Genomic DNA, 12,038 nt, shown 5'->3' with positions numbered 1-12,038 from the left:
GGGTGGCATCGGCGGCGGTGGAGGCCTCGGCGGCGCCCGCGGCTCCGGTGGTTCCCGCGGTGGCGGGAGCCCCGGCGGTGGAGGGGACAGCGGCTCCGGCGGCTCCCGTGGCGTAGACGCTCGCCGGGCGGGTCAGCCCGTAGTGGTCGCGCAGGGTGGCGCCCCGGTAGGCCTCGCGGAACAGGCCGCGGCGCCGCAGCAGCGGCACGACCTCGTCGGCGAAGACGTCGAACCCGCCGGGCAACCAGGGCGGCATCACGTTGAAACCGTCCGCGGCGCCCTGCTCGAACCAGAGCTGGAGGGTGTCGGCGATCTGCTCCGGCGTGCCGGCGACGACCCGGTGGCCGCGCGCCCCCGCGAGGCGGTGCAGCAGCTGCCGGACGGATGGCTGCTCCCGCTCGACGATGTCGAGCACCAGCTGGAAGCGGCTGCCGTTGCCGCGTTCCCCGCCGGTCTCGATCAGGTGGCGCGGCACCGGCCCGTCGAGCTCCTCCTCGCTCAGCTCCAGGCCCAGCAGCCTGCGCAGCAGGTCCAGCGAGTAGCCCGGCTGGGTGAGCTCGTTGAACTCCTCGTGCAGGGCCCGCGCCTCGGCCTCGGTGGAGCCGATGAACGGGCTGATGCCGGGCAGCACCAGCAGCCGTCCCGGGTCCCGGCCGAGCGCGGCGGCTCGGGCCTTGACGTCGGCGTAGTACTCCTGGGCGCTCGCCAGGGTCTGGTGCGCGGTGAACACCGCCTCCGCGTACCGGGCCGCGAAGGCCCGGCCGTCCTCGGAGGAGCCGGCCTGCACGTACACCGGGCGCCCCTGCGGGGTGCGCGGGGTGTTCAGCGGCCCGCGCACCTTCAGGTGACGTCCCCGGTGGTCGACGCGGTGCACCCGGTCGGTGTCCGCGAAGACGCCGGTGGCCGGGTCGGCGACCAGCGCCTCGTCCTCCCAGCTGTCCCACAGCTTCCCGACGACGTCCACGAACTCCCGTGCCCGCTCGTAGCGTTCGGCGTGCACGGGGTGCGCGTCCAGGCCGAAGTTGGCGGCCGCGTCGGGCGCCCCGGTGGTGACGATGTTCCAGCCGGCCCGCCCGTGGCTGAGGTGGTCGAGGGAGGCGAACAGCCGGGCGAGGTTGTAGGGCTCGCTGTACGTGGTGGAGGCGGTGGCGATCAGGCCGATCCGCTCGGTGGCGGCCGCGATCGCGGACAGCCAGGTGAACGGCTCCAGCCGGAAACGGCTGGCGTAGCGGACGTTGTCCGGCAGCGACGGGCCGTCGGCGAAGAACACCGCGTCGAACGTGGCCGCCTCGGCCCGGCGGGCCAGGTCCTGGTAGAAGCCGATGTCCAGCACCCGGGCGGGGTCGGAGCCGTGGTACCGCCAGGCGGCCTCGTGATGACCGCCGGGGTAGACGAACAGGTTGAGGTGCAGCTGCCGCCGCGGGGCGCTCATGCGGGGATCTCCTCGGTGTCGCGTACACGTTCGTGCGCGGGCGCGGTGTCGGGCGCGGGCTCGTGGGCCTGCTCGTGGCCGGTGAGGTCCACGCCCAGGTGGGCGAGGAGCCGGCCGCGCAGGCGGGCGTGCCCCGGGCCGCCGGTGCGCTGGGCCTCGGGCAGGTCGACCGTCAGGTCGGCGGCGATCCGGCCCTCCTCCAGCACCACCACCCGGTCGGCGAGCGCGATCGCCTCGTCGACGTCGTGGGTGACCAGCAGGACGGCGGGCCGGTGCGCCGCGCACAGGGTGCGCAGCAGGGCGTGCATCCGGATGCGGGTCAGGGCGTCCAGCGCCCCGAACGGCTCGTCCGCCAGCAGCAGGCGCGGCTCGCGCACCAGGGAGCGGGCCAGCGAGACGCGCTGCTGCTCGCCGCCGGACAGTTCGACGGGCCAGGCCCGCTCCCGCCCGGCGAGGCCCACCTCGGCGAGGGCGGCCCGGCCGCGTTCCTGCGCGTCCGGGGTGCCGAGGCCGAGGACGACGTTCTCCAGCAGCCGCTTCCAGGGCAGCAGGCGGGCGTCCTGGAAGACCACCGAGACGTTGTCGGGCGCGGTCAGCAGGCCGTCGCCCGTCACGTCGTGGTCGAGCCGGGCCAGCGCCCGCAGCAGGGTGCTCTTGCCGGAGCCGCTGCGGCCCAGCAGGGCGACGAACTCGCCGTCGTGGACGCTCAGGTGGAGTCCGTCGAGGACGCGGCGCCCGTCGAAGGAGCGGACCAGGTCCTCGATCCGTACGACGGCCGGGCTCAGCCGGCCAGGGTGCGACGCCATGTCAGCGTCCTCCTCTCGACGAGCCGCACCAGGCCGTCGGAGACCAGCCCGAGCAGGCCGTACACGACCAGGCCGACGAGGATCACGTCGGTCTGTCCGTACGTCCGGGCGAGTTCCATCATGTAGCCGATGCCGCTGGTGGCGTTGACCTGTTCGACGACGGCCAGCGCGAGCCAGGCCGCCGTCACCGCGAAGCGCATGCCGAGCAGGAAGCCCGGCAGGGCGCCCGGCAGCACGACCTGGCGGACGAAGGCGGTGCGGCCGAGCCGGACCGTCTCGGCGAGCTCGACGTAGCGGTTGTCGATGGCGCGCAGGCCGTTGTGGGTGTGGATGTAGACGGGCACGAAGACGCCGAGCGCGATGGTGATCACCTTCATGCTCTCGCCGATGCCGAACCAGAGGATCAGCAGCGGGATCAGCGCCAGGGAGGGGATGGCCCGCTTGATCTGCACGGGGCCGTCCACCAGTGCCTCGCCGACGCGGCTGAGGCCGGACACCAGGGCGAACAGCAGGCCGGCCGCGACGCCGAACAGCAGCCCGAGCAGGGCGCGTTGCGCCGAGGTGAGCAGGTGGTCCTGGAGGCGTCCGTCGGCGATCAGGTCGCCCGCCGTCGCGGCCACCGTCCAGGGCGCGGGCAGCGCCCGCGGGTCGAGCAGCCCGGCCGCGGACCCCGCCGCCCACAGGGCGAACAGGAGCACCGGGCCGATGGCCCAGCCGTAGGGCACCGGGCGGCCGGGGCCGAGCCTGCGCCGGCCGGCGGACCGCCGCGGGCCGAGCCGGGTGACGGGCCGGCCCTTCGTCACGGCCGGCCGGGCCGACGGAGCCTGCGGGGTCGCGACGGCGGTGCGTGCGGGGAGGTCGACGCTCATGACGCACCCCCGGCCTCGGCCGCCGCCCGCGCGCCGACCTTCTCGAAGCGTCGGTCGAAGAGGATCTTCACGTCGAACCTGTCGTGGTTCTGCTCCTTCGCGAGCAGGTCGACGGTCTGCTGCTGGCGGGCGATCGCCTTCGTCCAGTCGGCCGGGATGACCGGGTGGCCCGCCCGCTTCACCAGGTACTCGCCGTCCTCCTTGCTGAGGCCCTGGTCCTTGACGTACCAGCCCTCCACCCACTCGTCGGGGTGCCGGTCGATCCAGACCTGCGCGCGGGCCCAGTACTTCACCAGTTCCCGGATGGCGGCGGCCTTCTCGGGGTCGGCGACCGAGTCGGTGAGCACCCACAGGTGCGCCGGGTCGTCGCGCAGGCCGTGCTTGAGGGTGGTGGCCCCCTGCTCGCCGTAGTTCTTCAGGTAGCGCTTGATGTTGACGTCGGCGATGGGCGCGGCGTCGACCTGCTTGTTGCCGAGCGCGGTCGGGTAGACGTCGCCGGTGCTGGCCAGCTCCACCAGCTCGACGTCGTCCTGGGTGAGGCCGGCCTTGTCGAGGATGCGCAGGACCAGGGCGCCCTGGGCCTGGCCGGGGCTGTAGGCGATCTTCTTGCCGCGCAGGTCCGCCAGGGTCTTGATGCCGGCGCCGGGCGCGATGCCCAGTTCGTAGATCGGGTTGGCGTAGGGGTCCTTGCGGAACGCGGCGGCCACCAGCTTGGTGTCCAGGCCGGTCCAGTGCGCGTTGATGGACGGGATGTCCGCGGAGGAGCAGACGTCGAGCGCGCCGGCCCGGAACGCCTCCGAGCACTGCGGGCCGCCGCTGATGTTCGCCCACTCGACCTTGAACGGCAGCTTGTCGAGCTGTCCGGACAGCTGCAGCGCGACCTTGAGCGAGGGGTTGCCGACGACCAGCTCGGTGTCCGGGGACACCTCGGCCGGGATCTTCGTGTCGGCGAGGTCCTTGCCGCTCGCGGTGGTCTGCGCGTCCAGTGCGCAGGAGGCGAGCAGCAACGGCAGGGCGAGGGCCGCGGCCGGCAGCGCGAGGCGGCGCCGGCCGGACGTCGGACGGGGTATGCGGGTACGGAGGTTCATCGGACAGCCTTTGCGGAGGCGGCCACCCGCACGCGGGTACGGCGGCGGGGCGACCGGGAAGCGGAGTGAGCGGGACGGGAGGGGCGCCGGTTCGGCCCGGGCGCGACGCTGCGGCCCGGGACGGCGGGACCAGCCGGGTGAGGTTCACCGGGACGGTCGGGAGGACCGGGTCAGCGGTCCCGACCAACCGGGTCGGCCGAACCAGCCGGGTCAGCCAGGTCAGCGGTCCCGACCAACCGGGTCGGCCGGACCAGCCGGGTCAGCCGACCGCGGCACGGTCGACCGGGTCAGCCGGATCGGTCAGCGACTCGGCAGGATCGGCCCGACCAGCCGGCTCGGCAGAGCCGGGGCAGCTGGACCAGTTCGGTCGTCGGCGTGGGTCTGCCCGGTCGGCGCGAGGCCGCGTGACCCGGGTTCGCCGGACCAGCCGCCTCGGTCGGGGTCGGCCCGGTTCGGCCGAACCGCCCGTGTGGGCCGGGTCGGCCGGTGGGGCGGTGCTCCCGGATCGAGCGGCGGTCGGCGTCCGGGCCGACGGGGCGGTGCCGCCCGGCCGAAGGGGTGACGCCGTCCGGACCGGAGGACCGTGCCGTTGGGTCCGGGGAGTCGCGCCGTGGGCCGGAGGACCGTGCCGTCCGGGCCGTGGGCCGGAGGGCCGGGCCTTGGGGCCGGGCGTCGGGCTCAGTGACAGACGGCGGTGGCGACGCGCATCAGGTCGACGGCGCGCCTCTTGGTGAGCCGCAGGTGTTTCCGCATGTCCCCGACCCTAGGAAGCCCTCGCGGAGCCAGGCAAGGCATCCGGGCGGCCCGTAGCGCGACCGCCACGCGGCCTTCGTGTTCCGGCAACACGAACGTCGGGCGCGACAAGCGCGACAAGCGCGACGGACGGGACGAGCGCCGCGTGCGCGAGCGCGCGCGTCAGCACGGCGCCACCGGTTCACCTGCCGGACATTCCGTCAGACGCCCATTTCACGCTGCGGGTTCGTAACATGCCCCGATGAACATGACTGCATTCGACGAAGCCGAGCGACGCATCTGGGACGGGCGCGCCGCCGCATACGCGCGCAGCTTCGCCGGTCTGTGCGCGCAGACCGTCCCCGCGCTGATCGAGGCCGCGAGGGTCGGGCCCGGGGCACGCGTGCTGGACGTCGGCACGGGCACCGGCGCGGTGGCCGCGGCCGCCTGCCGGGCCCGGGCGATCGTGAGCGCCGTCGACGCCGAGCCGGACATGACCCAGTGGGCCGCCGAGGCCGTGCCGGAGGCGGACGTCCGGGTGGCGGCGCTGCCGGAACTGCCGTTCGTGGACGGTACGTTCGACGCCGTCCTGGCCAACTTCGTGCTGAACCACGTGGGCCGGCCGCGGACCACGGCGGCGGAGCTGCGCCGGGTCACCGCGGACGGCGGGCGGGTCGCCCTCTCCCTGTGGGGCGAGGAGCGGGGCGCGGGGCAGAGCCTGGCGTACAAGGCCGTCGTCGCGGCGGGCCTGGACCTGCCCCCGGCGCTGCCGCCCCTCGCGCCGGAGGAGGACTTCGCCCGCACCGAGGAAGGCTTCGCCGCGCTGCTGGCCGGGGCCGGGTTCACCGGCGTGGTCTGCGAGACGGTGCGCTTCGACCATCGGGTGGATCCGGAGCGGTGGTGGGCCGGGACGGCCGGCGGCGTCGCCCCGACCGGCGCGCTGATCGCCGCCCAGCCGCAGGACGTGATCGACGCGGTCCGCAAGGAGTTCGACGCCCTCACCCAGCCGCTCCTCGGCGACGACGGCCTCCTCACGCTCCCGCACGTGGCGCTGCTGGCCTCCGGCTCGGCCTGACCGCCCGGCGCTTCCCCTGCCCGCGCCTCACGACCGTCCGGGTGGCGCGGGCCGCGGTGTAGGGACGCGCCCCTGGGTCACGCTCCCTCGCGGCGCCCGGCCGGCGCCTGGCAGAGTGGACCGTGCGGGCCCGACTGCGCCGTGGAGGCGGGGAGATGGCGGGAACGATCGTGGTGCGGGTGGAGGGCATGGCCGGGCTGGACGAGCCGGCGGAGCTTCTGGAGGCGCTCACCGCGGAGACCGGTCTCCCCTGGCGGCAGGAGCAGGCCGCCCTGCCGCCGGACGCCCTCGACGGCGGCGTCTCCTCGGTGGTCCTGGAGGCGGGGACCGGCGGCTTCGTGGGCAGCGCCCTGCAGAGCGCCACCCGGCAGGTGGTCGACCGGTGGCGCGGCGAGCGGCTCGACCCCCCGACGGTGACCGTCGTCGTCCAGCAGCCCCCGGGCCCGGACGCCGTCGCCTGACACACGGCGGTGACGGGCCGGCGCGCTCCCGGCGCGACGCCACGACGCCCCGTCCCGGCGGTACCCGCCCCGCGGCGACCGGCGGGGGAGCCCGCCGGGCAGGCCCCCGCAGGCCCCCGCAGGCCAAGGCCCGGACTGCCGGACGTCGATACTCCGAACGACGGACGGTCCCGGCCGGACGCCCGGCCGGCTGCTTGACTGACCGCATGCCTTTCGTCCACTACGGCGTGCTCCGCGGCACCTTGTACAGCCACCACCGCGACCGGCCCGACCACCAGGGCCGCTGGTTCCACGTGAACCTGGAGGTGGACGCCCCGGCCGGGCGCCACCACTGCGCGGTCGACGTCGACAGCCACGCCTCCGCCGTGGGCGTGCGGTGGAAGACCTTCACCCTGCCCCCCGACGCGCTCGGCCCCGTCCAGGACCTGCCGCCCGGCTACCACGAACTGGCCCGCACCCCGGATTCCGGCGCCCTGGACTTCGTGCGCCACCCGGCCCTGGCGGACCGCTCCGGCATCCTGTTCCTGCGCCGCCCGCCGTCCTGGCTGGAGGACCTCCTCGACCTCGTCGGCTCCCACCCGTGGCAGACGGGCTCCAACACCGGCGCGGCCGAGGCCCTGGAGTCGGTGCTGGCGCCGGGCCGTGAGGTCCTGCTCTTCGGCGAGCCCTTCGACGACGATCCCGAGGGCGACCTGGGCATGCACAACATCCACCAGAACCAGGGCGACCCGGCGGGCTCCCCGTGGTGGGCGGAGAACGGGGCCTGGCAGGACGGAGCCGTCCTCACCCTGCGCCCGGACGGCGACCTCGACGTCTTCCTCGGCAAGTTCTCCAGCCAGTCCGACCACACCGACGACGCCGGCCACCCGGTCGGCTGACGCCGAGGCCGCGCGCAGCCAGCACTTGCGGGACACCCCCGCGCGTCACACCCGTCGACGACCGGGCCGCCGGGTCACCAGGCGAGGCGGGCGGCGACCGGCAGGTGGTCGCTTCCGGTGGCCGGCAGCACCCAGGACCCCACCGGCCGCACGCCCTTCGCCAGCACCTGGTCGATCCGCGCCACCGGGAACGCCGCCGGCCAGGTGAAGCCGAAGCCGTCCCCGGCCTCCTCCTGCGCCGACGTCAGGCCGGACGTGACGCCCTCGAGCGCACGGTCGTCGACGGTGCCGTTCAGGTCGCCGAGCAGCACCAGCCGCTCGCTCCTCTCCGCGGCGAGGGCCTCGGCGAGCGCCTGCGCGTTGCGGTCCCGGCTGTCCGTCCAGAAGCCGCCGCGCGGCATCAGACGCACGGACCCCAGGTGGGCGACGTAGACCGTCAGCGGCCCCCGGTCGGTGGCCACCGTGGTGCGCAGCGCGCGGTTGTAGGTCAGCTTCTCGGCGGCGGGCTTGCGGTCGCCCAGCGGTCCGGCGTCCATCGCGATGTCGACGGCCCGGGTCTCCGACAGCGGCAGCCGGCTCCACAGCCCGACCGTGCCCTGTACGGAGTGGTACGGGTAGGCCTCCGCCAGCTCCTTCTCGTAGGTGCCCCGCGCCTTCGCGGCCAGTTCCACCAGCGCCAGCACGTCCGCGCCGGAGCCGGCCAGCTCACGGGCGGTGCCGGCCGGGTCGGGGTTGGCCTCGCCCACGTTGTGCTGGACCACGGTGAGGTCGCCGCCGGCCTGCGACTTGTCGGCGAGCAGCCCGCCGAACTGGCCGAGCCACGCGGTGACCGGCAGCAGCAGGACAAGGACCGCGGCGGGCGAGCGCCGCCGGAGCGCGAGGAGCAGCAGCACCGGCACGAGCAGGCCGAACCACGGGAGGAAGGTCTCCACCAGGCTGCCGAGGCCGCCGGCGTCGGTGATCCACGGGTGCAGCAGCAGGACCAGGCCGAGCAGCAGTGCCAGCGCGGTGAGCACCGGTCCGCGCCGCCACGTCCGCGGCCGGGAGGCGGCGCGGACCGTCCGGCGCAGCGTCGCGCGCGGGCCGCGCGCGGCGCCCGGTCCGGCGTCGTCGCCGCCCGCGCCGTCGCCTCCGCCGCCCACGCCGTCCTGCCCGGCACCGACCGCCGCAGGGTCCGTCGGGTCCGCCGTCTTCGCCTGTGCCATGGTCCGTCCGTCGTTCGTGCTCGCGCCGTCGCTCGTGCTGGTGGCGGGATCCGCCGCCGGCGGCGGATCCACGCCGGCTCCAGTGAAGCAGGCCCGATGTCGACGCCGCGTAAGCGGTGGCCGGCCGCACGACCGCGACCGCGGGCCCCGTCACCAGGACGGGACCCGCAGCCGGTGGTGCGTCGGCGGACGTCAGCCGCTGACGCTGATGCTCGAGCTGCCGCTGCTCTGGTAGCCCTCGGTCGCCATGATCATGTAGTACTTGAACTGGCCCAGCGGCATGCCCGCCCGGGCCCAGGCGTCGAAGTGGTTGCCGGTGGTGATGGTGCCGTTGCCGATCAGCTTCTGCTGACGGACGCTCCAGTACTGCTGGAAGGTCTTGGTGCCTTCCACGGAGGGGGCGTTGTACCGGGTCGTCTGGTAGATGTCGTACGTGGCGCCGTCGCTGTAGACGGTGCCCTTGTGGGTGCCGGTGGGCCGGTAGCTGCCCCAGTTGTCGACGATGTAGTACTCGACCAGCGGGTTCGAGGTCCAGCCGTAGAGACAGCCGTAGCCGTTGCCCGACGGGTTGAAGTAGCCGGAGTAGCGGACCGTCCGGCGTCCACCGGTGCTCCAGCCCTTGCCGGCGACGAAGTTGCCGCAGTTGGTCCACTTCGTGCTGTAGCTGCCGCCGCCGTTGAGCGTCATGGACACGGAGCCACCGCCGTCGGTCCAGAACGAGTAGTACATGCCGTCGTAGCCGGTCTGGTTGGTGGTGATGGTGGTGGCGGCGTGGGCGGTGCCGGGCAGCACCAGCCCGGTCGCGGTGGCGAGCGCGGCAGCGCCGGCGCCGCCGAGGAAGCCCCGGCGGCTCAGGCCGAAGGGGGCGGGGTTGTGCTGGAGCTGGTCCTGCTGCGTGCCGTCCTGCTGCATGCTGCTTCCTTCCGATGAAGGCTGGCGGGGGGTCCGGGCGACATCTGCCGCCCGGCGGCCTTGCATGGAACACGGACACGGACGGGGATCGCCCATGGCCGTGCGGTACCGACCCGGCGTCCGTCACGAGGCGTGGGGGGACGCAGGTTTCCTGTCGTTCGACGTGGCCGCAGTTTTCCGCAGCGCCCCATGATCCTGTCAACGCTTTCGACATTCTTTCGGAAACATTTCCTTGCCCGGTACGGCACTTGACGCGTCGTTGAGCACTGCTCACACTGCTGCCTGTACGGGCCGACGAGAGAAGTGGGGAGATATCGCGAGCATTCTGCGCGCAATATGAAGCGACTCCCGCGAAAGTTTCGAAGACTCTCGTGCCGCTCCACCGGCACCGCGCCGTCCTGCCTCTACGGGACAGGCGGGGCGAACTCGAGGGTGTGCACGACCTCGGTGCGGGCGACGGCGAAGCCGGCACGCTCGAACAGGCGACCCGCCTTGGCCAGTTCGTCGTCGTCGACGTCGAGACCGGCCCGATCGAAGCCGGCGTCCCGCGCGGAGCGCAGGGCGTGGCCGAGCAGCGCGGAGGCGACACCGCGGCCGCGGTGGCCGGGGCGGGTGCCGATCCGCAGGATCTGGGCCTCGCGCACACCGGTCGCCTCGGTGTCCGCGTCCCAGGAGAAGACCAGCAGCATGCCGGCGGCGGCGCCGGTGGAGTCCCGCAGGAGGAAGCTGAGGTCCGGGCGGAAGGCCTGCCAGCCGAGCAGTTCGCGCCAGCGCTTCGCAGGCATCGGGACCCCGCCGCCCCGGCTTTCGAGGAACGCCTCGTCGTTGGCCAGGGAGAAGTCGGCGTCGTTGCCCGCCGTCCAGGCCTCCACGGTGTGCCCGTCGGGGACCGGGACGTCGGCGATGCCGGCGCCGAGCGGGTGCCGCAGGTGCGAGGAGGAGCCGGACCGCGTCATGCCCGCGGCGCGGTAGCAGGCGAGTGCGCCGGCGTTGCGCGCGTTGTTCCGGACGTCGACGGCCAGCGGCAGACCCGGGTGGTGCAGCGTGTGGAGCGTCTTCGCGCACGCGATCCCGGCGGCGAGCAGCCCCGCGCCGAGGCCGCGGCGCCGGTGGTCCGGGTGTACGCCGCCGCTCAGGATCACCCGATGCACGTTCTCGGCGCGCGGCTGGTGGGCGGCGGAGGAGTAACCGATCATCAGGTCGCCGTCGAAGAGGCCCACCGTGCCGCGTTCGAGGTCGAGCAGCGGGGCGTTGATCTGTTCGGCGGCGTCCTCCTCGGAGTAGTACTCGCCGAACACGTCGACGACCTCGATGGCGTTGAGCAGCGCGGACAGGGCCGCGGCGTCCGTCGGGACGATCGGACGGGACGTGAGGTGCGCGAAGGCTGAGGACATGGGGCGACGGTAGGGAACCTCCGGCTTCGCGTCACCCGGGTTTGTCGGGGCCGGCCTGTCCGCCTGCCGTGGCAGGCGGACAGGCTCAGAGCGGGCCCAGGTCGCCGAACGAGGGCAGGACCGGCGAGGGGGTGCCCGGCGGCAGCGGGAGCTCGCCGGGCGGACGGGTGGCCAGGACCGCCCAGGCGCGGCGGAGGGCTGCGGCCCGCTCCCGCTCCGGAGGGCGTGCGGAGCGCACGTGGGGCACCGGGGCGCCCTGCCCCGGCCGCCGGGAGAAGTGGTGCAGGCCCGCCTGGTGGGCGGACCAGGAGTGCAGCAGCCATCCAGGCGGCATCGGCGGCGGACCGATGTGGTCGTAGACGAGGACCGGTTCCCGTCCGCCGGTCGTGCGGAGGACGCCGGGGGCGACGACCTCGGCGCACGCCCGGGCCGGGAGCCCGCAGAGCTCCGCGAGCTCCCGCCAGGCCCGGTACCAGGTGGTGCCGCGGCTGTCGGGCACCGAGGGGGAGGACGCGGCGGCCGCGCCGTCACGGTCCACGGCCACCGTCCCACCGCCCGCCCCGTGACCGGAGGGGCCGGCGATCCTCGTCAGCAGGGAGCCGTCCAGCTCAGGGCCCGTCGACCCGGCCTCCCGGGTCAGCGTGAGGACGGGACCGTCCCAGCTCCCGGTCAGCCGGGCCGTCACACCCCGGGCGGTCAGCTCCCGCACGCCGCCCCTGCGGGTCCAGGACCCCAGCGGTGTCCGCTCCCCCGTGAGGGCCTCGGACACCGACAGGGCCGCCCAGGTCCCGTCGGCCGCCGGCACCCCCACCCGCAGCTCGCACCGTCCTGCGCTCTCCCGGACGGTCGACGCGGCGTCGGTCGACGTGGCGTCGGTCGACACGGCGACGGGCACCGCGACGGCGGGCGCCGCGGCACCGCGCACCGCCGCGGCCGGTGTCAGATCGTCAGGCATGTGACGGCCTCCTCGTCATGGCTCCAGCCGTTCCACGGCCCCGCGGCACCCGGCAGTCCGGGCACCACGAACGGTTCCGGCATCACGAACGGTTCGGGCGCTCCCGGCGGCCAGGGCAGCAGGTCGGAGGCCGGGAAGCGGACGACGGAGAGGCGGGCCGGGAGCAGCCGGTCGGTCACCACGGCGGCGACCGCGGCCGGACGGCCCTCGGCGGCGGGCCATCGCAGGGTC

Annotated in this window: 13 protein-coding genes; 3 read left to right on the top strand and 10 right to left on the bottom strand. The window is 74.6% G+C overall.

The genetic code is table 11. The annotated features are described in order from the left end of the window. From ACOV8S_RS10425 to ACOV8S_RS10405, 5 genes are all read right to left on the bottom strand, one after another. A partial coding sequence (locus ACOV8S_RS10425) for an LLM class flavin-dependent oxidoreductase (protein ID WP_448317508.1) occupies window positions 1–1,432 on the bottom strand: 1,432 nt, incomplete at its 3' end. Next, window positions 1,429–2,238: an ABC transporter ATP-binding protein gene (locus ACOV8S_RS10420; protein WP_448317507.1), complete on the bottom strand. Its 810-nt coding sequence runs from the start codon at window positions 2,236–2,238 to the stop codon at window positions 1,429–1,431. The genes ACOV8S_RS10420 and ACOV8S_RS10425, both read right to left, overlap by 4 nt. Beyond that, a complete protein-coding gene (locus tag ACOV8S_RS10415) occupies window positions 2,214–3,107 on the bottom strand; it encodes an ABC transporter permease (RefSeq protein ID WP_448317506.1) in 894 nt (297 codons plus the stop codon). Before ACOV8S_RS10415 ends, ACOV8S_RS10420 begins: the two co-directional genes overlap by 25 nt. Continuing rightward, complete coding sequence (locus ACOV8S_RS10410; RefSeq protein WP_448317505.1) at window positions 3,104–4,195, bottom strand: ABC transporter substrate-binding protein; 1,092 nt, start codon at window positions 4,193–4,195, stop codon at window positions 3,104–3,106. The genes ACOV8S_RS10415 and ACOV8S_RS10410 overlap by 4 nt, the downstream gene beginning before the upstream one ends. 678 nt (window positions 4,196–4,873) lie before the next feature. Continuing rightward, window positions 4,874–4,948 (bottom strand): putative leader peptide, encoded by a 75-nt coding sequence (locus tag ACOV8S_RS10405; RefSeq protein WP_448317899.1) that lies wholly within the window; start codon window positions 4,946–4,948, stop codon window positions 4,874–4,876. A 247-nt stretch (window positions 4,949–5,195) separates the two neighbouring features. Here ACOV8S_RS10405 and ACOV8S_RS10400 point away from each other — a divergent pair, with 247 nt between their 5' ends. From ACOV8S_RS10400 to ACOV8S_RS10390, 3 genes are all read left to right on the top strand, one after another. Next, window positions 5,196–6,002, top strand: a complete 807-nt coding sequence (locus ACOV8S_RS10400) for a class I SAM-dependent methyltransferase (protein WP_448317898.1) — start codon at window positions 5,196–5,198, stop codon at window positions 6,000–6,002. Between the two features lie 155 nt (window positions 6,003–6,157). Further along, window positions 6,158–6,463, top strand: coding sequence for a hypothetical protein (locus ACOV8S_RS10395; protein ID WP_448317504.1), 306 nt, complete (start codon window positions 6,158–6,160; stop codon window positions 6,461–6,463). Window positions 6,464–6,669: 206 nt separating this feature from the next. Next, window positions 6,670–7,341, top strand: a complete 672-nt coding sequence (locus tag ACOV8S_RS10390) for a DUF2278 family protein (RefSeq protein WP_448317503.1) — start codon at window positions 6,670–6,672, stop codon at window positions 7,339–7,341. Between the two features lie 74 nt (window positions 7,342–7,415). Here ACOV8S_RS10390 and ACOV8S_RS10385 read toward each other — a convergent pair whose 3' ends face one another. From ACOV8S_RS10385 to ACOV8S_RS10365, 5 genes are all read right to left on the bottom strand, one after another. Beyond that, window positions 7,416–8,546, bottom strand: coding sequence for an endonuclease/exonuclease/phosphatase family protein (locus ACOV8S_RS10385; RefSeq protein ID WP_448317502.1), 1,131 nt, complete (start codon window positions 8,544–8,546; stop codon window positions 7,416–7,418). Window positions 8,547–8,738: 192 nt separating this feature from the next. Further along, the gene (locus tag ACOV8S_RS10380) at window positions 8,739–9,458 is read right to left on the bottom strand and encodes a glycoside hydrolase family 11 protein (protein ID WP_448317501.1); all 720 of its coding nucleotides are present in this window, start codon (window positions 9,456–9,458) and stop codon (window positions 8,739–8,741) included. A gap of 404 nt (window positions 9,459–9,862) precedes the next feature. Continuing rightward, entirely contained in the window at window positions 9,863–10,852 is a 990-nt protein-coding gene (locus ACOV8S_RS10375) for a GNAT family N-acetyltransferase (RefSeq protein ID WP_448317500.1), read from the bottom strand. Window positions 10,853–10,937: 85 nt separating this feature from the next. Further along, window positions 10,938–11,807 (bottom strand): hypothetical protein, encoded by an 870-nt coding sequence (locus tag ACOV8S_RS10370; protein WP_448317499.1) that lies wholly within the window; start codon window positions 11,805–11,807, stop codon window positions 10,938–10,940. Continuing rightward, window positions 11,792–12,038: hypothetical protein (locus tag ACOV8S_RS10365; RefSeq protein ID WP_448317498.1), on the bottom strand; the 247-nt coding region annotated here is incomplete at its 5' end. The genes ACOV8S_RS10370 and ACOV8S_RS10365, both read right to left, overlap by 16 nt.

Source organism: Streptomyces sp. CO7 (assembly GCF_053474865.1).
Note: the sequence above shows the minus strand (reverse complement) of the source record. Positions and strands in the feature narration are given on the sequence as shown.